The sequence below is a fragment of the Sagittula salina genome, assembly GCF_017813235.1.
Classification (GTDB): domain Bacteria; phylum Pseudomonadota; class Alphaproteobacteria; order Rhodobacterales; family Rhodobacteraceae; genus Sagittula; species Sagittula salina.
Genome location: NZ_JAGISH010000005.1, coordinates 100,573 through 121,905, shown reverse-complemented (window position 1 = coordinate 121,905; position 21,333 = coordinate 100,573). Strand labels below are relative to the sequence as shown.

18 protein-coding genes and 1 tRNA gene are annotated in these 21,333 nt (G+C 65.3%); 14 read left to right on the top strand and 5 right to left on the bottom strand.

Annotated features, from left to right (window positions below; translation table 11 throughout):
- The first annotated feature begins 315 nt into the window (after window positions 1–315).
- Window positions 316–1,869 carry a helicase HerA-like domain-containing protein gene (locus J5474_RS10380; RefSeq protein ID WP_209360840.1) on the top strand — a complete coding sequence of 518 codons (1,554 nt, stop codon included), beginning with the start codon at window positions 316–318 and terminating at the stop codon, window positions 1,867–1,869.
- Window positions 1,870–1,987: 118 nt separating this feature from the next.
- On the opposite strand, the gene J5474_RS10375 is transcribed toward J5474_RS10380, so the two are convergent.
- The 3 genes from J5474_RS10375 to J5474_RS10365 all read right to left on the bottom strand — a co-directional run bounded on the left by J5474_RS10375 (window position 1,988) and on the right by J5474_RS10365 (window position 4,793).
- Window positions 1,988–3,154, bottom strand: a complete 1,167-nt coding sequence (locus tag J5474_RS10375; protein WP_209360839.1) for an MFS transporter — start codon at window positions 3,152–3,154, stop codon at window positions 1,988–1,990.
- Window positions 3,155–3,282: 128 nt separating this feature from the next.
- On the bottom strand, window positions 3,283–4,074 hold the full coding sequence (locus J5474_RS10370; protein ID WP_209360838.1) for an ABC transporter permease: 792 nt from the start codon (window positions 4,072–4,074) through the stop codon (window positions 3,283–3,285).
- Window positions 4,071–4,793 (bottom strand): ABC transporter ATP-binding protein, encoded by a 723-nt coding sequence (locus J5474_RS10365; RefSeq protein WP_209360837.1) that lies wholly within the window; start codon window positions 4,791–4,793, stop codon window positions 4,071–4,073. The genes J5474_RS10370 and J5474_RS10365 overlap by 4 nt, the downstream gene beginning before the upstream one ends.
- A 397-nt stretch (window positions 4,794–5,190) precedes the next feature.
- Here J5474_RS10365 and J5474_RS10360 point away from each other — a divergent pair, with 397 nt between their 5' ends.
- The 4 genes from J5474_RS10360 to J5474_RS10345 all read left to right on the top strand — a co-directional run bounded on the left by J5474_RS10360 (window position 5,191) and on the right by J5474_RS10345 (window position 9,624).
- Window positions 5,191–5,703: an SRPBCC family protein gene (locus tag J5474_RS10360; protein ID WP_209360836.1), complete on the top strand. Its 513-nt coding sequence runs from the start codon at window positions 5,191–5,193 to the stop codon at window positions 5,701–5,703.
- A gap of 75 nt (window positions 5,704–5,778) precedes the next feature.
- Window positions 5,779–6,264 (top strand): (2Fe-2S)-binding protein, encoded by a 486-nt coding sequence (locus tag J5474_RS10355; RefSeq protein WP_209360835.1) that lies wholly within the window; start codon window positions 5,779–5,781, stop codon window positions 6,262–6,264.
- Between the two features lie 99 nt (window positions 6,265–6,363).
- On the top strand, window positions 6,364–8,733 hold the full coding sequence (locus J5474_RS10350) for a xanthine dehydrogenase family protein molybdopterin-binding subunit (protein WP_209360834.1): 2,370 nt from the start codon (window positions 6,364–6,366) through the stop codon (window positions 8,731–8,733).
- Between the two features lie 99 nt (window positions 8,734–8,832).
- Window positions 8,833–9,624, top strand: coding sequence for an FAD binding domain-containing protein (locus J5474_RS10345; RefSeq protein ID WP_209360833.1), 792 nt, complete (start codon window positions 8,833–8,835; stop codon window positions 9,622–9,624).
- Between the two features lie 294 nt (window positions 9,625–9,918).
- On the opposite strand, the gene J5474_RS10340 is transcribed toward J5474_RS10345, so the two are convergent.
- Window positions 9,919–9,995 (bottom strand) — tRNA-Ile (locus J5474_RS10340).
- A 287-nt stretch (window positions 9,996–10,282) separates the two neighbouring features.
- Between J5474_RS10340 and purM the strand changes: the two genes are divergently transcribed.
- From purM to rnd, 3 genes are all read left to right on the top strand, one after another.
- Window positions 10,283–11,326: a phosphoribosylformylglycinamidine cyclo-ligase gene (purM, locus tag J5474_RS10335; protein WP_209360832.1), complete on the top strand. Its 1,044-nt coding sequence runs from the start codon at window positions 10,283–10,285 to the stop codon at window positions 11,324–11,326.
- A gap of 128 nt (window positions 11,327–11,454) precedes the next feature.
- The gene (gene purN / locus J5474_RS10330) at window positions 11,455–12,045 is read left to right on the top strand and encodes a phosphoribosylglycinamide formyltransferase (RefSeq protein ID WP_209360831.1); all 591 of its coding nucleotides are present in this window, start codon (window positions 11,455–11,457) and stop codon (window positions 12,043–12,045) included.
- 127 nt (window positions 12,046–12,172) lie between these two features.
- Window positions 12,173–13,330: a ribonuclease D gene (rnd, locus tag J5474_RS10325; protein WP_209360830.1), complete on the top strand. Its 1,158-nt coding sequence runs from the start codon at window positions 12,173–12,175 to the stop codon at window positions 13,328–13,330.
- A gap of 81 nt (window positions 13,331–13,411) precedes the next feature.
- Here rnd and J5474_RS10320 read toward each other — a convergent pair whose 3' ends face one another.
- A complete protein-coding gene (locus J5474_RS10320) occupies window positions 13,412–13,924 on the bottom strand; it encodes a hypothetical protein (RefSeq protein ID WP_245216382.1) in 513 nt (170 codons plus the stop codon).
- A 121-nt stretch (window positions 13,925–14,045) separates the two neighbouring features.
- On the opposite strand from J5474_RS10320, the gene J5474_RS10315 reads away from it, so the two are divergent.
- From J5474_RS10315 to J5474_RS10290, 6 genes are all read left to right on the top strand, one after another.
- Complete coding sequence (locus J5474_RS10315) at window positions 14,046–14,447, top strand: SufE family protein (protein ID WP_209360829.1); 402 nt, start codon at window positions 14,046–14,048, stop codon at window positions 14,445–14,447.
- An 89-nt stretch (window positions 14,448–14,536) separates the two neighbouring features.
- Window positions 14,537–14,767, top strand: coding sequence for a phosphoribosylformylglycinamidine synthase subunit PurS (gene purS / locus J5474_RS10310; RefSeq protein WP_209360828.1), 231 nt, complete (start codon window positions 14,537–14,539; stop codon window positions 14,765–14,767).
- Between the two features lie 103 nt (window positions 14,768–14,870).
- A complete protein-coding gene (locus J5474_RS10305) occupies window positions 14,871–16,883 on the top strand; it encodes a methyl-accepting chemotaxis protein (RefSeq protein ID WP_245216381.1) in 2,013 nt (670 codons plus the stop codon).
- Window positions 16,884–17,426: 543 nt separating this feature from the next.
- Window positions 17,427–18,092 (top strand): phosphoribosylformylglycinamidine synthase subunit PurQ, encoded by a 666-nt coding sequence (purQ, locus tag J5474_RS10300; RefSeq protein ID WP_209360827.1) that lies wholly within the window; start codon window positions 17,427–17,429, stop codon window positions 18,090–18,092.
- 37 nt (window positions 18,093–18,129) lie between these two features.
- Complete coding sequence (locus tag J5474_RS10295; RefSeq protein ID WP_209360826.1) at window positions 18,130–19,887, top strand: sensor histidine kinase; 1,758 nt, start codon at window positions 18,130–18,132, stop codon at window positions 19,885–19,887.
- An 8-nt stretch (window positions 19,888–19,895) separates the two neighbouring features.
- Window positions 19,896–21,230, top strand: coding sequence for a sigma-54-dependent transcriptional regulator (locus J5474_RS10290; RefSeq protein ID WP_209361017.1), 1,335 nt, complete (start codon window positions 19,896–19,898; stop codon window positions 21,228–21,230).
- Window positions 21,231–21,333: the final 103 nt, after the last annotated feature.

The window sequence follows — 21,333 nt, the reverse complement described above, 5'->3', positions numbered from 1 at the left end:
GGTTCACGGGCGACCTGTTTCCGGTGGGAACGGGCTGGGTGACTGACCGTCCCGGCGCGCTGCCGGTCATCGCTTTTTGGTACTGTATTATGGGCTGCGGACAACGGTGCGGCGAGATTCCGGGGGCAGAGGAGAAAGAAAAAAGCCGCGCCCGAAGGCGCGGCCAGTCTGACAGGGAGGAAGTCTATCCAGAGCAGGAGAGGACATGCGCTCTGGACCATGAATGACTATGGCATTGAATAGTTAACGATGTATGGTCGCACGCGCGAGAATTGCCCTGATTGCGCGCGGGGGGCCGGAAAACTGGAACGATTGATGACAAATGAACTTTTTGTCGGAGGCGGCGGCCCCGAGTACGGCGAAAAACAGCACCTCAAGCTGGGTTATGCCAACCGCCACGGGCTGATTGCGGGGGCAACCGGGACGGGCAAGACCGTCACCCTGCAAATTCTCGCGGAGGGCTTCGCCAACGCGGGCGTCCCGGTTTTCATGAGCGATGTGAAGGGTGACCTTTCGGGCATGGCCAGGGCCGGGTCGGAGGCGCATAAGCTCCATGTCCCCTTCACGGAACGCGCTACGAAGATCGGCCTCGATGATTTTGTCTATCAGTCCTTCCCGGTCACCTTCTGGGATCTCTTCGGTGAACAGGGACACCCGATCCGCACCACCCTGACCGAGATGGGGCCGCTGCTGCTGTCGCGGCTGCTCGAACTGTCCGACGCGCAGGAGGGAATCCTCAACATCGCTTTCCGCATCGCCGACGAGGAAGGCTTGCCGCTACTCGATCTCGACGATCTGCGCGCCATGCTGGTCTGGCTGGGCGAGAACCGCGCGGATCTCTCGCTGCGGTACGGCAATGTCGCGACCGCCTCCATCGGCGCGATCCAGCGCCGCCTTCTTGTGCTTGAAAATCAGGGCGGCGGCGCGTTCTTCGGGGAGCCCGCGCTCGACCTTGCGCATATGATGAGAACTGACAGTGACGGACGCGGGCAGGTCAACATCCTCGCCGCCGACCGGCTCATGGGCTCGCCCCGGCTCTACGCGACCTTCCTGCTCTGGCTGCTGTCCGAGCTCTTCGAGGAACTCCCCGAGGTCGGCGATCCGGAGAAGCCGAAATTCGTCTTTTTCTTCGACGAGGCACACCTGCTGTTCGACGACGCCCCCAAAGCGCTGGTCGACAAGGTGGAACAGGTCGCCCGCCTGATCCGGTCGAAGGGTGTCGGCGTCTACTTCGTTACCCAATCGCCCGACGACATCCCGGAGGACATCCTCGGCCAGCTTGGCAACCGGGTGCAGCACGCCTTGCGCGCCTTCACCGCGCGTGACCGCAAGGCGCTGCGTCTGGCAGCGGAGACTTACCGGGAGAATCCCTCCTTCGATATCGCAAGCGCCATCCGCGAGGTCGGCGTGGGCGAGGCGGTGACCTCCTTCCTGCAAAAGAAGGGCGTGCCCGGCATGGCCGAGCGAACCCTGATCCGGCCGCCGTCCTCGCAGCTGGGCCCGATCACGACCGCCGAGCGTGACGGCGTTATCAATGCCTCGGGCCTGAAGGGCACTTACGAGACGCGCGTCGACCGTCGGTCCGCGCATGAGATCCTGCTGGAACGTGCGAAACAGGCCGCAGAGGCGGCTGCGAACGCTGAACGCGAAGAGGAAGAGCTGCAGGCGCAGGAGCGCGAGTACAAGGCCGCGCGGCGCTACACGGGCAGGCGGGTGACACGGTCCACCTCAGGCGCCTCAACCCGGCGCGACCGCGAAGCCAAGAGTTTCGGTGAGGCGATCGGTGACATGGTGGTGAAGGAACTCACCGGCACCACCGGGCGACGCATCGTGCGGGGAATCCTCGGCGGGCTCTTCAAGGCGCGTTGAGGGTTCGTTCCGGCAAGGCCTTGTGGGCGAAAGACTTTTTCTCCATCGTCCCATGGCAGAGGATCTTTTGACTTAAGATCCTCCCTCGCGGCATGATCCGACTGCGCCGGACCGGGCCTCAGCGTCTCAAGACCGGTGCCAGCGCCGCCGCCAGCAGTGCCATCAGCGCCACGAGTGCAAACGACACCCTGAGCGAGGTCGCCTCTGCCACGAAGCCGATCGCAGGCGGCCCCATCAGCATCGCGCCATATCCCAGCGTTGCCACGGAGGCGATAGCCTGTCCCGGTGGTACCTCAGGGTCCGCAGCCGCGCGTGAGAACGCCAGCGGGATCACAGCCGCGTAGCCCATGCCCATCAGGATGACGCCCGCCAATGTCGCGGGCAGGGTGGCCACGCCCAAGGCCAGCAGGTATCCGCTCGCCGCCGCCAGTCCGCTGAACCGCGCCACTGCCACAGGCCCGTGTCGCGTGATCAGCCTGTCGACGTTCAGCCGCATCGCCACCATTGCCAGCGAAAAGACTGCATATCCCAATGCCGCGACTGACGGCGTGGTGTGCACAATGTCGGTCAGGAAAACCGCGCTCCAGTCTGCGGCGGCGCCTTCGCCCAGACCGGCCGACAGTGCGATCAGCCCGACCAGCACCAGCGCGCCCTTCGGGAAGGCGAAGGCCGGATTGCCCGCCGGCTGCGCCGTCCGGAGCGAGACCCAGCTGACCCGCATCACCGGGCCAAAGATCGCCGCGACCGCGAGCGCGGCCAGCGGAAAATGCTCGGCGACGGGCAGGTCGACGCGTGTGGCAAGCCAGCCGCCGCCCGCGCCGAGCCCCGCGCCCAGCGACCACATGGCATGGAAGGAAGACATGACCGAACGGCCCATGCCGCGCTCCACCTCCGCCGCCCAGCTGTTCATCGTCACGTCCATGGCACCATGGCCGATGCCGAACAGGAACAGTGCAGCGCCCAGCAGGACCGGCGTCGGCGCCAGCCCCACCAGCACGATGCTGAACACGTAGACCGCCGCCAGAACCCGCGTCACCGGGTATGCGCCGCGCCGGTCCGCCATGCGGCCCGCCACCGGAAAGGACACAAGCGCGCCCAACCCCATCATCAGGAGCATCAGACCCAGCGTGCCCTCACTCAGGTCGTGCTTTGCCACCACGGCGGGTACGCGCGCGGCCCACGCCCCCAGTAGCGCCCCGTTCAGCGCAAAGGCCGCCGCAACCGCCAGCCGCGCACGCGGGAAACGGCCCGAGAGGACGGCGCTGGTGATGACCGCTTCAGACATGGCTAACCTCCAACCCGGCCTCTCGATCAGGTCCGGTTCCAGGAAAATCGCTATTCGCGTGAGGGTAGGCGTGGCAAGACCGGACAAGACAAAAAGCGGGGGTTTCGCACGCGATGGACCGCTGCCGCTCAGCCACGCTTGCGGATCATTCCCCGCGCCGGATCATACCCCCAGAGCGCCAGGGCGGTGAAGAGCCCTCCGGCCACAAGTGTCCAGAGCAGCGCAATGGGCGACAAGTTGACGTAGAGCGCGAAGCGGATCAGTTCCACAGCATGGGTGAATGGATTCACAGCGCAGATCCAGTACAGGAGTTCGGAGGATTCCTTCATTTTCCAAAGGGGATAGAGCGCGGAGCTCAGGAAGAACATCGGGAAGATCACGAAATTCATGACGCCAGCGAAGTTCTCCAGTTGCTTGATGAAACTCGAGATGGCCAGCCCCAGTGCCCCAAGCATCAACCCGGCAAGGATCAGCGCGGGCAGGATGGTGAGATAGCCCAGCGGCGGGTGGTCGATGCCGAAAAGTCCCGCGATGACGAGAAACGCGTAACACTGCAGAATTCCGATGAAAGTCGCGCCGCAAAGTTTTGAAAATAAAAGAAACCATCGAGGTAGCGGTGCGGTCAGAAGAAGCCGCATGGACCCCATTTCACGGTCATAGACGAGAGACAGCGACGTCTGCATCCCGTTGAACAGCAGGATCATGCCGCAGAGGCCCGGGGTGATGTAGGTCTCATATGTTATGTAGGTCTCGTAGGGCGGGATGATCGACAGCCCCAGTGCGGCGCGAAATCCCGCGGCGAAGACCAGCAGCCAGACAAGCGGTCGCACGAGCGCGGCGAGAAAGCGTTCGCGTTGGTGAACGAACCGCAACACCTCGCGGGTGACGATCGCGCGGAAGGCCGGAAATCGGCGGATCATGTGCCTGCCTCCACCTGCACGTCTGTGCGGGACAGGAACCAGTCCTTAAGCGGCTGCCCGCCGGTCAGTTCTTCGGTCCGGCCTTCGGCGCGCAGACGGCCGTGGTGAAGAAGCAGGAGATCGTCGCCGGGTCGGACTTCGTCCGTCAGATGCGTGGCCCAGAGTACGGTCAGACCGTCTTCGGCCAGGTCGTGCACGTGGTCGGTGATCGCCGCGCGCGCTTGCGCGTCCAGTCCCACGGTCGGCTCGTCGCACAGAAGGACTTTCGGGCGGTGGATCAGCGCGCGGGCCAGTTCGGTCCTGCGCCGGTGGCCGCCATTCAGGGCGCGCGCCTTCTCACCCGCGCGGTCACGTATCGCCAGCCGGTCCAGCGCGGCGTCAATGCGCACCGCCGCGTCGCGTCCGGATAGCCCGTGCAGCGCGGCGAAGTACGACAGGTTTTGCCGGATCGTCAGATCGAGGTCCAGCGTGGGTTGCTGGAACACCACCCCCATGGCGGCCAGCGCCTGCCTTGGTGCCTGCGCAAGGTCGTGTCCCGCCACGGTGATCTGCCCCGTGGGCGTGGTGAAAAGCCGTGTCAGCAGGGCATAGAGCGTGGACTTGCCCGCGCCATTGGGACCGAGCAACGCAGTAAAGCGACCGGGCCGGGCGGTGAAGCTCACGCCATCCAGCGCCTGCTTGGCACCGTAGGAAAAGGAAAGATCGCTGACCGTCAACATGGCGCTACAAGACCGCGTGGTCTGTCGGGTTGCAAGCACGACTGAGGTATGAGGCCTGCGCCCGGCGCGGCTCGGGGCTTGACGACTGCCCTCGGGCGGCACACTGATAGCCATGGCATCCGCCGAACCGGGCGGGGGCCGTTCCGGTATCCTGGGGAGGATCGCATGGGGAGGATGGGGAGGAACAGTTCCGGAATCGTGTTCGCCGTGTCCGCTTGCCCGCGTGCGGTGCGGCCCTGCGTCGCTTTGGGGGCCTTGCCGTCCGCCATGCCCACCGGAATGGAGGGGCCGAGCGTTTCTCACGCGCACCCGGCCGGTTCGGTAAAATCATCCATTGGTCTAATATCCCCCACCGGGGCCCGCGCCTAGGCTGGCGCCGAACAGAGAGGACAAACCCATGCAAATGAGCGATTCCCGAACGATCGCCGCCCCCCAGGAGGCCGTCTGGGCCGCACTTCTGGACCCGGAGGTTCTGAAGGCCTGTGTGCCCGGCTGCACCGAAATGTCAGGCTCTGCCGATGAGGGCTTCGAGGCGACGGTGGTGCAGAAGGTCGGGCCGGTGAAGGCGACCTTCAAGGGGCAGGTCACGATGTCGGAGATGGACCCGCCGAATGCCCTGACGCTTTCGGGCGAAGGGAAGGGCGGCGCGGCGGGCTTTGCCAAGGGCGGGGCGAACGTGCGTCTTGTCGCCGTTGAGGGCGGTACGGAGTTGCATTACGACGTCGAGGCGAAAGTCGGCGGCAAGCTGGCGCAGCTCGGCAGCCGGATCATCGACGGTTTTGCCAAGAAGATGGCCGATCAGTTCTTCGAGAACTTCCAGAACGCGGTTGAAGGCCCGAAGGAACCGGCCGAAGCTGACGCAGAAGGCGGACCCGAAAAGAAGGGCTGGTTCAAGAAGATCACGGGCTGAGACCCGATGCATTTCGCGGCTGCGTCCGGGACGGGGCGGGCCGCACGAAGCGATGAGTTTCCAGGGAGGAAAGCAATGGCAGAAGTAACCATGACGGTAAACGGAAAGACCGTCACCAAATCGGTCAAGGGCAATACCCTGATGACCGAGTTTCTGCGCGACGAGCTGCGGCTGACCGGCACCCATGTGGGGTGCGACACCTCGCAGTGTGGGGCCTGCAACATCCACGTCGACGGCAAGCTGGTAAAGGCCTGCACCATGTTCGCGGGCGAGGCCGACGGTGCCCGGATCGCGACCATCGAGGGGCAGGCGGACGCTGACGGTACGCTCAACGCGATCCAGGCTGCATTCCAGGAATACCACGGGCTCCAGTGCGGGTTCTGCACTCCCGGCATGGTGATGGCGGCGGCAGCGCTTCTGAAGGACAATCCGAAGCCCAGCGAGGCCGAGGTGCGCCACCACCTGGAGGGCAACATCTGCCGCTGCACCGGCTACCACAATATCGTCCGCGCCATTCTGGCGGCCTCCGGTCAGGATGTGCCTGCAGTCGCGGCCGAGTGATTTCCGCGGAGCGCGGCATCCGGGGGGAGGCCCGGACCCGCGCGCCGAGCAACCGATTTCAGGCGGGTATGATCCCGCCTTCCCCCAGGGAGGAATGACATGCCGAAGGATCATGGCATCGGCGCAAGCCAGAAGCGGCGCGAGGACGTACGCTTCCTGACAGGCGCCGGCAATTACACCGACGACATCAACGTCTACAACCAGGCCTATGTTTATTTCCTGCGCTCCGATGTGGCGCACGCGAAGATCAAAGCGGTCGACACGCAGGCCGCGGCGGCGATGCCCGGCGTGGTTCGTATCTTTACCGGCAAGGACTTCGAAGGCATCGGCGGGCTGCCTTGCGGCTGGCAGGTGACCGACAAGAACGGCGAAGTGATGAAGGAGCCGCCACACCCGGTGCTGGCGCAGGGCAAGGTGCGCCACGTCGGCGACCCGATTGCCGCCGTTGTGGCAGACAGCCTCGAAGAGGCACGCAATGCCGCCGAGGCGATCGAACTAGACCTCGAGGAACTGCCCCCGGTCGTCGATATGAAGGCCGCGCTGCAACCGGGCGCCACCAAGGTTCACGACGACATCGCCGACAACCTCTGCTACGACTGGCAGTTCGGCTCGGAAACGGGCGATGTCGACGCGGCTTTCGCCGGTGCCGCGCATGTGACCACGCTGGAACTGGTGAACAACCGCCTCGTCGCGAACCCGATGGAGCCGCGCGTGGCGGTCGGTGAATATTCCCGCGCCGATGACATGTCGACGCTCTACACCACCTCGCAGAACCCGCACGTCATCCGGTTGCTGATGGGCGCCTTCGTCCTCGGCATTCCGGAGCACAAGCTGCGCGTGGTTGCGCCCGACGTGGGCGGTGGCTTCGGCACAAAGATTTTCCACTATGCCGAAGAGGCCTTCTGCACCTTCGCCGCGCGCCAGCTCAACCGCCCGGTTAAGTGGACGTCGTCACGCACCGAAGCGTTCATGTCCGACGCCCATGGCCGCGATCACGTGACCAAGATTGAACTGGCGCTCGACGCCGACAACAACTTTGTCGGCCTGCGCACCGACACTTACGCCAACATGGGCGCCTACCTGTCCACCTTCGCCTCCTCGGTGCCGACCTGGCTGCACGGCACGCTGATGGCGGGTAATTACAGGACACCCGCCGTGCAGGTGAACGTGAAGGCGGTCTTCACCAACACCGTGCCGGTCGACGCCTACCGCGGCGCCGGCCGCCCGGAGGCGACCTACCAGCTGGAACGGATCATCGACAAGGCCGCGCGCGAGCTGAACGTCGACCCGATTAAGCTGCGCCGCCAGAACTTCATCACCTCCTTTCCCTACGCGACCCCCGTGGCGGTCGAGTACGACACCGGCGATTACGTCGCCACGATGGACAAGATGGAAGAGTTGATGGACATCCCCGGCTTTGCCGCCCGCCGCGCGGAGAGCGAGGCGAAAGGCAAGCTGCGCGGTCTGGGTGTCAACTGCTTCATCGAGGCCTGCGGCATTGCGCCGTCGAACCTCGTGGGTCAGCTGGGCGCGCGTGCGGGCCTGTATGATGCGGCCACGGTGCGTGTGAACGCCACCGGCTCGATCTCGGTTCTGGTTGGTGCCCACAGCCACGGCCAGGGCCACGAGACGGTCTTCCCGCAGGTGGTGGCCGAGATGCTGGGCATCGACGAGAGCATGATCGACATCGTGCACGGCGACACATCGAAGATCCCCTTCGGCATGGGCACCTATGGCTCGCGCTCGCTCGCCGTCTGTGGGTCCGCCATGGTCCGCGCCACGGAGAAGATCATCAACAAGGCCAAGAAGATCGCCGCCCACCTGCTTGAGGCCTCCGAGGCTGACATCGAGCTGAAGGACGGCCAGTTTTCGGTTGCGGGTACGGACAAGTCCGTGGCCTGGGGCGACGTGACACTCGCCGCCTACGTGCCACACAACTATCCGCTCGAGGACATCGAGCCGGGCCTGGAAGAAACCGCCTTCTACGATCCGGCGAACTTCACATATCCGGCGGGCGCCTATGCCTGCGAGGTGGAGGTCGACCCGGAGACCGGTGCGGTGACCATAGAGAAGTTCGTCTCGGCGGATGACTTCGGCAACGTCATCAACCCGATGATCGTCGAAGGCCAGGTGCACGGCGGCATCGCCCAGGGCATCGGCCAGGCGCTGCTGGAGAACTGCGCCTACGACGAGAACGGCCAGTTGCTGTCGGCGTCCTACATGGACTACGCCATGCCGCGCGCCGACAACCTGCCGCACCTGGCGAACTACATCGTCGACCATTCCTGCCAGACGCCTTGCACACACAACCCGTTGGGGGTGAAGGGCTGCGGCGAGGCGGGGGCCATCGGCTCTCCGCCGACGGTGGTAAACGCGGTGATCGACGCGCTGCGGTCCGGCGGCCACAACGTCGAGCATATCGACATGCCGGTGTCGCCGTCGCGCGTCTGGGCTGCCATGCAGTCCTGAGTGGAGAGCGCCGGGGGGCGGTTTGCCCCCCGGACCCCCCGAAGGTATTTGGGAACCAGAGAAGCCGGGGACGCTTCGCGGTTCCGAGGAGGAAGAACGATGTATTCATTTGACTTTGCACGTCCGACGTCGGTGGCGGATGCTGTCGCGGCGCTTGGCCAGGAGGATGCGCAGGCGCTGTCCGGCGGGCAGACCCTGATCCCGACCCTGAAACAGCGCCTGGCCTCGCCCTCGGTGCTGGTGAGTCTCTCGGCCATCGCGGACCTGAAGGGCGTTTCCGCCGAAGGCGGCACGCTGTCCATCGGCGCTGGCACGACCCACGCCACCGTCGCGGCGGAGGCGGGTGCCTACCCGGCGCTGGCCGAGCTTGCCGGTCAGATCGGGGACCCTGCCGTGCGCAACCGGGGCACCATCGGCGGCAGCATCGCCAATAATGACCCCTCCGCCTGCTATCCGGCGGCGGCGCTGGGGTCGGGGGCCACCATCGTCACCAACAGCCGCGAGATCGCGGCGGACGACTATTTTCAGGGCATGTTCACCACGGCGCTGGAAGAGGGCGAGATCATCACCGCCGTCCGCTTCCCGATTCCCGAGAAGGCTGCCTACATCAAGTTCCAGCAGCCTGCGTCGCGGTTCGCACTGGTGGGGGTCTATGTCTCGAAAGGCGCGGGTGGCGTCCGCGTGGCGGTGACGGGGGCCTCGAATGATGGGGTCTTCCGCTGGAGCGAAGCCGAGGCGGCACTGGCGGGCGATTTCTCGGCCGGTGCGGTCGAGGGGCTGGCAGCGCCATCGGGGGCGGACATGATTTCTGACCTGCACGGGTCGGGCGATTATCGCGCCCATCTCGTCAAGGTCCTGACCAAACGGGCCGTGGCCAAGGCCAACGGCTGACGCCGCGCCTGTGCCGAAAAATAGCCCCGGCTCCTTGGGCCGGGGTTTTTTCTGTCCCAGCATGGGACATTCAGGAACCGGTTTGTTTTCAATAGCTTGACGGCCCATTGTTAACCCGGTCTAAAGGAATTTCCCCGTGTCCCGTTCCCATTTTGTTCATTGTCGGGGCGGATGCCTTGGAGCATTTGGGGCGCCCGGTACATGCGGGCGGCGAGGGGCTTCATCCTGCATGAAATGCCCGGAGCGTGGACGGCGGGGTGCGCCACCAGTCAGGGACAATCCGGTGGGATCGTCTGGTAGGCCCGGAGGGACTCGAACCCCCAACCAAGGCGTTATGAGCGCCCTGCTCTAACCAATTGAGCTACAGGCCCACCGTGCCGGTGTGATTAGGCGGGGGAAGGCAGCGCGTCAAGCGGAACGGGATGCTGAGGTGTGAGCAAAAGCGGGCCAGCTTGGATTGGCGCGAACCGGTACGAGCCGTGAGCGGTAGGAGAGGCCGTGCCAACCGGGATCGGTGGTGACGTGGGCCTGCGCGGTTTCGATTCCCCGCGATCTGGGGGTCGCCGCGCCGCGCTGGCGCGTTGCAGCCTGCGTGCCTTTGGGGTAAGCGCGGCGCAACGAATTGGCCGACCCCCCGGCCAGAGCTTCGGAGAGCGAGATGAGCGACGGCAAGAATGGGCTGACCTACGCGGCGGCAGGCGTGGATATCGACGCGGGCAACGCGCTTGTCGAGCGGATCAAGCCCGCCGCGAAGCGCACCAACCGGGCCGGGGTGGCCTCTGGCCTTGGCGGCTTTGGCGCGCTGTTCGATCTGAAGGGCGCGGGCTATGACGACCCGATTCTGGTCGCCGCAACCGACGGCGTGGGCACCAAGCTCCGCATCGCCATCGACACCGGCCATTTCGAGGGCGTCGGTATCGACCTTGTCGCCATGTGCGTCAACGATCTGGTCTGCCAAGGCGCGGAGCCGCTGTTCTTTCTCGATTACTTTGCCACCGGCAAGCTGGAGACCGAAAGCGCCGCGCGCGTGATCGAGGGGATCGCGGAAGGCTGCGTACGGTCCGGCTGCGCGTTGATCGGCGGCGAGACGGCGGAGATGCCGGGGATGTATCCGGCGGGCGACTTCGATCTCGCGGGCTTTGCCGTGGGCGCGATGGAACGCGGTACGGCGCTGCCCGAGGGCGTGGTGGCGGGCGACGTGCTGCTGGGACTGGCTTCTGACGGGGTGCATTCCAACGGCTATTCGCTGGTGCGCAAGCTGGTCGAACGCTCCGGGCTTGGCTGGGACGCGGACTGCCCTTGGGCGGACGGAAGCCTTGGCGCGGTGCTGCTGACGCCGACGCGGTTGTATGTGAAGCAGGCGCTGGCGGCGATCCGTGCGGGCGGCGTGCATGCGCTGGCGCATATCACCGGCGGCGGCCTGACCGAAAACCTGCCGCGCGTCCTGCCAGAGGGTCTGGGCGCGGAAATCGACCTTGATGGCTGGGAATTGCCCGGCGTGTTCCAGTGGATGCGTGGCGTGGGCGGTATCGCGCAGGCGGAGATGCTGAAGACCTTCAACTGCGGCATCGGCATGATCTGCGTCGTTTCCGCCGGTCGGGCGGAGGCGCTGGAGGCGCTGCTGGCGGCGGAGGGCGAGACGGTCCATCGTCTGGGCACCGTCGTGCCGGGCGAGGGCGTGCGCTACAGCGGCACGCTGTGACTGCGGGCGGAGACGAAGGGCCTCGGCGCGATGCCCGGCCAGAGATGCGGCCAGAGATCCGGCCAGAGATCCGGCGCGATACTCCGCCTGAGTCACGGCCGGAGCCTCGACAGGCCGGAGGCGAGGGCATGACGCGGGTGGCGATCTTTGTTTCGGGCGGCGGGTCGAACATGGTCAAGCTGGTCGAAAGCATGACCGGCGACCACCCGGCGCGCCCCTGCGTTGTGCTGTCGAACCAGACGGGGGCGGGTGGACTGGTGCGTGCGCGCGAGATGGGCGTGCCCACCGTGGCGGTGGATCACAGGCCCTTTGGCAAGGATCGCGCCGCATTCGAGGCCGCGCTGACAGAGGCGCTGGCGCCGTATCGGCCCGACCTGATCTGCCTTGCGGGGTTCATGCGCGTGCTGACGGCGGGATTCGTAGATGGCTGGCGCGGGCGGATGCTGAACATCCATCCGTCTCTGCTGCCCAAGTATACCGGGCTGCACACCCACGCCCGTGCGCTGGAGGCGGGCGACCGGGAGGCGGGCTGTACCGTGCACGAGGTGACGCCCGTGCTGGACGACGGGCCGATCCTGGGCCAGGGGCGCGTGCCGGTGGAGGAGGGCGACACACCGGATACGCTGGCCGCGCGGGTTCTGACGATGGAGCACCGGCTCTATCCCGCCTGCCTGCGCCGCTTTGTCGAGGGGGAGCGCGATCCGCTTTACCTGCCCTGAGCGGTCGAAAACGGTCGTGACCGGCCGTGGCCGGCCATCCGTGGGAGGTTCCATTTCCCCTCCCGTCGAAATAGGCTATGCGGAGAAATCCGCCGCGCGATGCCAACAAGAACGGAATACCCTGCGAATGCAGACGATTTACACCACCGAAGAGCTTTCCGAATTCTGCGCGAAGGCCAAGGGGCAACCCTATATCACCGTCGATACCGAGTTTCTGCGCGAGCGGACCTATTATTCGAAGCTGTGCCTGATCCAGCTGGCGCTGCCGGGGCGTGACGGTCCGGCCGTTCTGGTCGATCCGCTGGCTGGCGCGCTGTCGCTGGAGCCGCTGCTGGATGTCTTTCGGGACGAGAGCATCGTGAAGGTGTTTCACGCGGCGCGGCAGGATCTGGAGATCTTCTTTATCGACCACGGGGTGATTCCGCAGCCGCTGTTCGATACGCAGGTGGCCGCCATGGTGGCGGGTTTCGGCGAACAGGTGGGCTACGAGACGCTGGTCAAGAAGATCGCCAAGCAACCGCTGGACAAGTCGAGCCGTTTTACCGACTGGTCACGCCGCCCGCTGACCGACGCGCAGAAGACCTACGCGCTGGCCGATGTGACGCACTTGCGGCAGATCTACGAATTCCTCAGCCAGAAGCTGGAGGAGACCGGCCGCGCCCGCTGGGTGGCGGAAGAACTGGGCGTGCTGACCGATCCGGAGACCTACATCACGCGGCCGGCCGAGGCCTGGCAGCGGATAAAGACGCGGTCGAACAGCCAGCGTTTCCTGGCCATCGTGCGCGAACTCGCCGCGTTCCGCGAAACCTATGCGCAGGAGCGGAACGTGCCGCGCAACCGGGTGTTCAAGGACGACGCGCTGGTCGAGCTGGCTTCGACCAAGCCCGCCAATGCCAATGACCTCGGGCGGTCGCGGCTATTGCTGCGGGAGGCGCGCAAGGGCGCGATCGCGGACGGAATTCTGGCAGCGGTCCAGGCCGGGCTGGCTGTGCCGAAGGAGGACCTGCCGAAGGTGGACGACGGCCCCGACCGGCTGCAGGTGAACCCGGCGCTGGCCGACCTGCTGCGGGTGCTGCTGAAGGCCAAGACGGAGAAGTTCGGCGTGGCCTCGAAGCTGATCGCGCCGGCGACCGACCTCGATGCCATCGCGGCGGGGCAGCGGCATGTCCAGGCGCTGAGCGGCTGGCGGCGCGAGGTCTTCGGAGATGACGCACTGCGTTTGTGCGAGGGCAAGATCGCGCTGGCGGCGAAGGGCAAGCACGTCGAGGTCATCGACCTGGATTGAAGGCCGGGCGCCGGGACGGGTGTGGTGTTCCGGCGCGGCTTATCACCGTGAATGGACGGGTTCTACCGCAATGGGGGCCGATCAGCGGCGCGAACTGCGTACGTTGTTGCGGCCCTTGACGCGGATGGTCGAGACGGTGGCCAGCTCGTTGTCCGTCACCCAGACCGCCGCCGTCACCGTGCGCGCGGCAACCGGACCGACGGGGCCGCGATACTGCTCCGCCCTTAGGGCGTAGGTCAGCGTGCCCGCGTCGCTTTCGTCATCCAGCTTCACCAGTCTGACAGCGTAGGGGCCCTGATAACGGGTGACACCCACGGCGCGGATCAGTGCCCCGCCGGGGCGGCGTTCGACGTGCAGTTCGGTCACGTCATCGACGTCGATACCGGCGTAGGTTTCCACCTTGGACTGGCGGAAGATCGATTCCTGTCGCCGCGGGATCAGCGGGTTGTAACCCTCCTGATCCGGGCGGATGTCGGCGCGCACCGTCGTGCTGCTTCCGAACCAGTTCATCGGGTTGAAGCGCGACTCGCGCACCGTGCCGCAGCTGGTCAGGACCAAAGCCGAAAGAACCATGACAGTGATCGGTGTCTGCATCGCGTGCCTCGCATTTTCTTGCCTGACGGTTACCCCATCGGGGCGCGCTTGAAAAGCCTGCGCGGTCTCTGGACCTTCGGGCCCGCGCCGCTTACCTCGGGGGGACAAAAGGAGACGGACCATGGCGCAGGCGGCATTCGAAGAAGTTGTGGAAGATTTCGAGTTCCTCGAGGACTGGGAAGACCGTTACCGGATGGTGATCGATATGGGCAAGGCGATGCCCGACATGCCGGACGCACTGAAAGCGCCCGCGACCAGGGTAGAGGGCTGCGCCAGCCAGGTCTGGTTGCACATCGCGCCCGAGGGCGGCGTATTTCACTTCCAGGGCGACAGCGATGCGATGATCGTAAAGGGGCTGATCGCGCTTCTGCACCGGCTTTATGACGGCGTGCCGGTGGCGGAGGTCGCGGCGATCGACGCCCGCGCGGAATTGGGGCGGCTGGGTCTGAACGAACACCTCTCCGCGCAGCGGTCCAACGGGTTGCGCGCCATGATCGAGCGCATCCGGAAAACCGCCGCCTGAGGGACCGCCCGGAATCCGCTTGCAATCCGGGCGGCAATGCGGTTCCTGCCCGGCAAGCCCGCAAACCGGGTCAACCAGGAGGGATTGCGATGAAGGTCCGCGTGTACGTGATGCTGAAGACCGGTGTTCTGGACCCGCAGGGCGAGGCCGTGCGCCACGCACTGGGTGCGCTTGGCTTCGACGGCGTCGAAAGCGTGCGGCAGGGCAAGGTCATCGAAATGGAACTCGCCGATGGCACCCCCGAGGCGCGGATCAGTGAGATGTGCGAGAAGCTGCTCGCCAATACGGTAATCGAAAGCTACCGGATCGAGACGTACTAAGTCGAATACAAGCGAAAATCTCGGGCTGCGGCGAGAAATCGAAACCCCGCCTTAGGATTATTCGTGCCATTCCCGGTCTGACCTTAAAAGACCGGGGATCCGCATGTTCCGCTTCCGCAAGAACCTGAAACTGACTCTTTCGCTCAGCATCGCCGCGATCCTTCTTGTCGTGTGCGGGGGGTTGTTTTTCGCCTTCGACCAGCAAAGCCGAAACAGCGCGGCGGAGGCGGCCCAGGCCCGGCAGTACGCCTCGTTGCGGGTTCTGCTCGACCGCTTCGAAAGGTCCTATCCCGACATCACCTACACGCTGGGCGAGGACGGCAGCGTATCGGATGTGACCTGGCCCGCCATGGCGGCGCCGGAGGGTCACGACCTGATCGACGATGTCGGCCGCATCTCCGGAGAGACGGCGACGCTTTTCCAATGGGTTCCGGAAGAGGGCGATTTCATCCGCCGCACCACCAACATCGTGAAGCCTGACGGCGAGCGGGCAGTGGGCACATGGCTGGGAAAACAGAACCCGGTACACGGCGAAATGCTGGCGAAGCGCACCTTCGAAGGTCAGGCGGTCATTCTCGGGAAACCATATTACACGATCTACCAGCCGATCATGGATGGGGCGGGCAACGTGGTTGGCATCTTCTACGTCGGGGTCGACAAAGGCGCCATCGACGCCCAGGTCCATGATCGGATGATGCTCGGTTCCATCGCCACCGGCGTTGCGGTCGTCTTTGGCATCATCGCCGGCCTGATAGCGCTTAACGCCGGGTTGCGGCCGCTGTCGCATATCTCGGCCCGGCTGGAGGATATGCGGGAGGGCGATCTGGCGAAGCCGGTGCCGCATACCAACCGGCCGGATGTCCTGGGGAGTACCGCGCGCGCCGTCGAAAACTTTCGCCAGAAACTGTCCGACGCGGCGCAAGCCGAAAAGCGCAGCGAAGAAGCGCGTGAGATACAGGCACGGGTGGTTTCGGCGCTTCGCAAGGGGTTGGAGGCCTTGGCCCATCGCGACCTGTCGGCCCGCATCGATCCGGCGGATTTCCCGGACGAATATGAAGCGCTGAGACGCGACTTCGATGAGGGGGTGCGCAGCCTCGCGGAGGCCATCCAGAAGGCCGAAGGCGTCGCCAGCAGCGTGCGGATGGCGGCGAGCGAGATCGGCAGCACCTCGGACGAACTGGCTCACCGGGTGGAAATGCAGGCAGCGACGCTGATGCAGTCGGCAGAGGCGCTGAATGGCCTGACCGGCACCAGCCGCGATATCAAGCAGAACGTCGAGGAGGCAGACCAGCTCGCCACGAAGTCCCGCCGGCTGGCGGACGAGAGCGGGCAGGTGGTGCGGGATGCGATCTCTGCCATCAACCGGATCGAGCAGACTTCCGACAAGATCAACCAGATCATCACTGCCATCGACGACATTGCCTTCCAGACCAATCTTCTGGCCCTGAACGCAGGGGTGGAGGCCGCGCGGGCTGGGTCCGCCGGGAAGGGTTTCGCCGTGGTGGCATCGGAGGTGCGCGGGCTTGCCCAGACCGCCGCGAATTCGGCGCAGGAGATCAAGGCCCTGATCACCGCCAGCGGGGAGGAGGTCAGCGAAGGCAGCCGCCTCGTACAGAAGACGGGCGTGTCTCTGGAGCAAGTCCAGACGCAGGTGGAAAGCCTCGGCCAGTTGATTTCCAACATCGCGGGCGCTGTGCGCACCCAGACTGATGGCCTGGGCAACATCAACGAGGGCGTCCAGCGGCTGGAGGGTGCGACCCAGGAGAACGCGGCCATCGTCGAAGAACTGAACGCTTCCGGTCAGAGTCTGAACATAGAAGCGGAGCGCCTGACGGAGACGATGGGTTTGTTTACCCAAGGCAGGGGCGCGCCGAAAAAGGGCAACTGGGACAAGGCTGAGGCAAAGCCCGCGTCGACGGCCGTGCCGAAGACCGCTCAGAAGCCAGCCACGAACGCGTCCCCGAAGCCGGCCCCGAAACCGGCCGCTATGCCGGCGTCAAAGCAAGCCGCGACCCCAATTCAGGAAAAGAAGGCGGTGAACGCTCCGGATCCGGCCCCGACTTCTCCGGCACCGACGTCCGGCGGCACCAACACCGACTGGGGAGAAGAGTTCTGATCGGAGCCGCGCTGAGCCGCCAGATGTCGCTGCGGTTCGCGAGGCTTCGGTGCCGCCTGCCGCAACGCTCGTGGACTGTGCGGTCCGGCCTCCGGAAAACAAGCGCCGGGAAGCGCGTAAATGCACGGGCGGCCGTCGAACATAGACCAGCCCGTGAGCCGATCTCGGAAGATTGCGTGGGTGAGTGACGAGGGGCCCGAGAGATCGGCAACTGGCAGGAGCGGGCTGCGGAAGACGCCCACTGTGGCAGGCGCGGTTGATTGCAGCGGGACACTGGGAGGGCGAGCCACGGAACTCCGAGCCGGAGGGAACGCGGGGCGGTACGGCCCCGTGCTCAGGGCAGGCAGCGGACCCCACGACGGAACCCAACCCCGTTCGGCACGACCAGGTCCGGTTCGGCAGGCACGAGGTGCCATGGCGCTGTCAAATCTGCGTTGATGTGCTAAGGGAAGCGCCGTGGCGAGTCGCCGCGTCAAGGTTCGAGCGCCATCCTGCGCTGTCTTATCGCGCCCGCCAACCCAAGGCCAAGGAAAGGACCGCCCGATGAAAGCTGCCGTCATCGTTTTCCCCGGATCGAACTGCGATCGCGACATGGCCACGGCCTTTGAACAGGCGGGGCTGGACGTCACCATGGTCTGGCACAAGGACAGTGACCTGCCGGAGGCTGTCGATCTTGTCGGCGTGCCCGGCGGCTTCTCCTTTGGCGACTATCTCCGCTGTGGCGCCATCGCGGCCAATGCGCCTGTCATCGGCGCGGTAAAGCGCCATGCGGAGCGTGGCGGCTACGTTCTCGGTGTCTGCAATGGCTTTCAGGTGCTGACCGAAACCGGCCTGCTGCCTGGCGCGCTCCTCCGCAACGCGGGACTGCAATATATATGCCGCACCGTCGGCCTTACCGTCGAAGGCGAGTCGATCTACACGGAAGCCTACGGCAGCGGCACGCGGATCGACCTGCCCATCGCGCACCATGACGGCAACTACTACGCCGATGCAGACACGCTCGACCGGCTGGACGGTGAGGGCCGCGTGGCCTTCCGTTACACCGACAACCCCAACGGGTCGGCGCGGGATGTCGCGGGCATCCTGTCCGGCAATCGCCGTGTCCTGGGCATGATGCCCCACCCGGAGCGCGCGTCTGAAGCCGCTCATGGCAACGAAGACGGTGCGCGCCTTTTCGCCCATCTGACCCAGGCGCTGGCCTCGGCCTGACTTGAGCCCACCCCGCACGCGGCCTATCTTGCGCCGCATGGCAGACGCTCGTAACACGCTGAGACAACGGCGTGCCGCCCCCATCGGGGGGCGTGCACGGATTGCGCTTGTCGTGTTGCTGATCGGCGCCGTGGCGACGGTCTGGGTGACAAACTGGCTACTGACCGACCGCTTTACCGAGACGACGCGCAACCGGGCCGAACTGCGGCTCGCGCTATATTCCGGTAACCTGATTTCCGAATTGCGACGCAACGCCATCGTGCCGGAGCTTCTGGCGCGCGACAAGGCGCTGCTGGATGCGTTGAACGCGCAGGACTACACGCAAAGCTCGCAGCGGTTGATTTCCTTCGTGGACGAGATCGGCGCGGCGTCCCTGATGTTGCTGGACCGCGAGGGCCGCAGCGTGGCGGCCACCGACCGCAACCGGCTGGCGGAAAGCCACCGCACCGCGCCCTATTTCATTGAAGCCGTGCGGGCAAATGCCACTGTTTTCACCGAAATCGCGCGGGAGGCGGGCGGCTACCGTTTCACCTACTCCCGGCGGATGGAGACGGCTGGCGACACGGTAGGCGTCATCGTGGTCGAAGTCGATCTGGCCAAGTTCGAACGGGCCTGGGCGGGGATTTCGGACGCCGTCATGGTGACCAATTCCGACGGGATCATCGTGCTCGCGACAGAGCCGCGCTGGCGTGGGCTGACGCCGGAGGAGGCCCTGGGCAAGCCCGAGGACGGTGCCATCGAGCGGTTGATCGCCTCCGCCGCCGACTGGACCGCGACCACCGCCGACGCCTACCTGCGCGGCGAGGCGGTCATGCGGATCGACGGGCGCATTCCTTTCCGGGGCTGGACGCTGTCGACCTTTACCACCTATTCCAGCGTGCGCGAGCGTGTGAACGCCGTGCTGGCGCTGGAGATCATGGGATTCGCCATCCTCGCGGCGCTGGTTTTTTACGCTCTGTCGCGCAAGAACGCCGTGCGCATGGCCTTGTTTCAGCGGGAATCAACCGAGTTGCGCGCACTGAACGCCCGCCTTCAGCGGGAGATCGCCGAGCGTGAGAAGGTGCAGAAGAACCTCGCGGTGGCGGAGCAGTCCCTTGCCCAGTCGTCGAAGCTTGCCGCCCTGGGCGAGATGTCGGCCGCCGTGGCGCACGAGTTGAACCAGCCTCTGGCGGCGATGAAGACCTACCTCGCGGGGGCGCGGCTTCTGCTGAAACGCAACCGCCCCGATGAGGCGCTGACCGCCTTTCACCGCATCGACGACCTGATCGAGCGTATGGGCGGCATCACGCGTCAGTTGAAGGGCTTTGCCCGCAAGGGACAGGAGGCCTTTACGCCCTTTGACATGGGCGATGCGCTGGCCTCAAGCCTCTCGATGATGGAGCCGCAGCTGAAATCGCGCCGGGTGAAGATCACAAAGATCCTGCCCGCGGAGCCGGTGAAGGTCATGGGCGACCGGATGCGGGTGGAGCAGGTGCTGGTGAATCTCTTGAGAAACGCCCTAGATGCCACCAAATCAGTGGATGATCCGCAGGTTGAGATCATCCTTGCAGCCGGTGAAACCGCCACGCTGAGCGTGCGCGACAATGGAGACGGGATCGAAGACCTCGAAGCGCTCTTTGAGCCCTTTTACACCACCAAGGCCCCCGGCGAGGGGGTAGGCCTCGGACTTGCGATCTCTTCGGGGATCGTCTCGGAGCTGGGCGGGCGTCTCACCGCCCGTAACGGCGAATCCGGCGGCGCGGTGTTTGAAATGCAACTGCCCGTGTTGAACGCGGCGAGTGAAGCAGCGGAGTAATGACGCATATGGCGAACGCGATGAAGATTGCCATCGTAGACGATGAACAGGACATGCGGCAGTCGATCAGCCAGTGGCTGGCGCTGTCGGGCTACGATACGGAGACCTTTGCCAGCGCCGAAGAGGCGCTTGGCTCGGTCGGGCCGGACTATCCCGGCATCGTGATCTCCGACATCAAGATGCCGGGCATGGACGGGATTCAACTGCTTAAAAAGCTGATGGGATCGGATTCGAGCCTGCCTGTCATCATGATTACCGGCCACGGTGACGTGCCGATCGCGGTAGAGGCGATGCGCATCGGGGCGTTCGATTTCCTCGAGAAGCCGTTCAACCCGGACCGCATGTCGGAGCTGGCAAAAAAGGCGACCAACGCGCGTCGGCTGACGTTGGACACGCGCCAGCTACGCCGCGAACTTGCCGAGGGCGGCCAGATCATGAAGAAGCTGATCGGCGCCAGCCCGGCGATGGAGCGGTTGCGGGAGGATATCCTCGACCTTGGACAGGCCGACGGCCATGTCCTGATCGAGGGCGAGACCGGCACCGGCAAGACGCTTGTGGCCCACGCGCTGCATGCGGTGGGGTCGCGCGCCGGCAAGAAATTCACGTTGATTTCCTGCGGGGCGATGGACGAAGACGCGCTGATGAAGCGGCTCTTTGGTCCGATGCAGCCCGACGACACCCGTCTGCCCGCGCTGGAAGAGGCGCGCGCCGGGACGCTGGTGCTGGAGGACATCGAGGTGCTGTCGGACGCGGCTCAGGCGCGGCTCCTGTCGGTCATCAACGATCAGGGCACGCCCCCGGAAACGCGGATCGTGGCGATCTCCAACCTGCAGGAAGAGGGTCGCACCTGCGAACAGGCGCTGCGCCCGGATCTGTATTACCGGCTGGCCGCGCTGAAGATCGTGGTGCCGCCGCTGCGGGCCCGCGGCGAGGATATCCTGACACTGTTCACGCGCCTGTCGGAATCCTTTGCCGACGAATACGGCTGCGACGCGCCGAAGGTGTCGGCGCAAGAGGCGGCGCAGTTGTTGCAGGCCCCCTGGCCGGGCAACGTGCGCCAACTCATCAACCTCGCGGAACGCGCCGTGCTGCAATCGCGGCGCGGCCAGGGCACGATTGCCTCTCTGTTGATGTCGGACCACGATCAGATGCAACCGGTGATGACCACCGAGGGCAAGCCGCTGAAGGAATACGTCGAGGCGTTCGAACGGATGCTGATCGACAACACCATGCGGCGGCACAAGGGGTCGATTGCCAGCGTGATGGAAGAGCTTTGCCTGCCGCGCCGGACGCTGAACGAGAAGATGGCAAAATACGGCTTGCAGCGCTCCGACTACCTTTGAGGGCTGCGGAAGGCGCGTGACGACGGTCTCGCCACGCGCAGGCAATCTTTGAAGAAATGACAGCAAGGACGGGCGCGTAACGGCCCCGTCCTTGTGCGATTCC

Coding starts and splice junctions, on each gene's coding strand:
- J5474_RS10305 (WP_245216381.1), top strand. CDS start 14,871: ATGTTCCGCTTCCGCAAGAACCTGAAACTGACTCTTTCGCTCAGCATC.
- J5474_RS10355 (WP_209360835.1), top strand. CDS start 5,779: ATGGCAGAAGTAACCATGACGGTAAACGGAAAGACCGTCACCAAATCG.
- J5474_RS10345 (WP_209360833.1), top strand. CDS start 8,833: ATGTATTCATTTGACTTTGCACGTCCGACGTCGGTGGCGGATGCTGTC.
- J5474_RS10295 (WP_209360826.1), top strand. CDS start 18,130: ATGGCAGACGCTCGTAACACGCTGAGACAACGGCGTGCCGCCCCCATC.
- J5474_RS10370 (WP_209360838.1), bottom strand. CDS start 4,074: ATGATCCGCCGATTTCCGGCCTTCCGCGCGATCGTCACCCGCGAGGTG.
- purS (WP_209360828.1), top strand. CDS start 14,537: ATGAAGGTCCGCGTGTACGTGATGCTGAAGACCGGTGTTCTGGACCCG.
- J5474_RS10375 (WP_209360839.1), bottom strand. CDS start 3,154: ATGTCTGAAGCGGTCATCACCAGCGCCGTCCTCTCGGGCCGTTTCCCG.
- purN (WP_209360831.1), top strand. CDS start 11,455: ATGACGCGGGTGGCGATCTTTGTTTCGGGCGGCGGGTCGAACATGGTC.
- J5474_RS10380 (WP_209360840.1), top strand. CDS start 316: ATGACAAATGAACTTTTTGTCGGAGGCGGCGGCCCCGAGTACGGCGAA.
- purM (WP_209360832.1), top strand. CDS start 10,283: ATGAGCGACGGCAAGAATGGGCTGACCTACGCGGCGGCAGGCGTGGAT.
- J5474_RS10360 (WP_209360836.1), top strand. CDS start 5,191: ATGCAAATGAGCGATTCCCGAACGATCGCCGCCCCCCAGGAGGCCGTC.
- purQ (WP_209360827.1), top strand. CDS start 17,427: ATGAAAGCTGCCGTCATCGTTTTCCCCGGATCGAACTGCGATCGCGAC.
- J5474_RS10320 (WP_245216382.1), bottom strand. CDS start 13,924: ATGCAGACACCGATCACTGTCATGGTTCTTTCGGCTTTGGTCCTGACC.
- J5474_RS10290 (WP_209361017.1), top strand. CDS start 19,896: ATGGCGAACGCGATGAAGATTGCCATCGTAGACGATGAACAGGACATG.
- J5474_RS10315 (WP_209360829.1), top strand. CDS start 14,046: ATGGCGCAGGCGGCATTCGAAGAAGTTGTGGAAGATTTCGAGTTCCTC.
- rnd (WP_209360830.1), top strand. CDS start 12,173: ATGCAGACGATTTACACCACCGAAGAGCTTTCCGAATTCTGCGCGAAG.
- J5474_RS10350 (WP_209360834.1), top strand. CDS start 6,364: ATGCCGAAGGATCATGGCATCGGCGCAAGCCAGAAGCGGCGCGAGGAC.
- J5474_RS10365 (WP_209360837.1), bottom strand. CDS start 4,793: ATGTTGACGGTCAGCGATCTTTCCTTTTCCTACGGTGCCAAGCAGGCG.